This is a genomic window from Teichococcus vastitatis (assembly GCF_003604215.1).
Classification (GTDB): Bacteria; Pseudomonadota; Alphaproteobacteria; order Acetobacterales; family Acetobacteraceae; genus Pseudoroseomonas; species Pseudoroseomonas vastitatis.
The window spans coordinates 1-532 of the sequence record NZ_QXGS01000244.1 but is presented as its reverse complement, the minus strand read 5'-3'; the positions used below and the strand labels follow the sequence as shown (position 1 = coordinate 532).

Sequence of the window (532 nt, the reverse complement as noted above, 5' to 3'; positions counted from 1 at the left end):
GGCCGCGCTGCCGCCGCTGAGCCGCTCGATCGTTCTGGCCATCTCGGGCATGTGGACGTGCTTGAGCAGACCGTAGGGCACCAGGTTCTCGTTGCTCTCGGCGTAGCTGAACTTGCTGTCGGCGCCGCCCCGGCCGGCACCGGAGATGCCGGTCTTGGCGTCGATCACGATGTTGCCGGGCTCGATCAGCTTGTCGGCCAGCAGCGGTGCCAGCGCGGTCAGCGTCGCCGCGGGGAAGCAGCCGGGATTGGCAACACGGGTCTGACCGTGGATCTGGGCTGGCCAGACGTCGGCCAAGCCGTACGCCCAGCCCTCGACGTAGCGGTGGTCACCGCCGATGTCGACGATCTTCACGTCCCTGGGGACGCGCGCCAGCGCCTCGGCCGAGGCGCCCGTAGGCAGCGATGCGAACAGCACGTCGAGCTTGGGCAGGGTCGCAGGGTCCCACTTCTCGATCACCAGCTCGGCCAGCCTGGCCGACACGCCGGGGAAGCGATCCCCCAATCGGTTGCCAGCGCTGCCCTCGCCTGCG

Annotated in this window: 1 pseudogene; it reads right to left on the bottom strand. The window is 69.7% G+C overall.

Annotation, left to right across the window (positions count from 1 at the left end):
• Positions 1 to 532: pseudogene (locus D2K64_RS24125) on the bottom strand (N-acetyl-gamma-glutamyl-phosphate reductase); the annotation flags it as partial.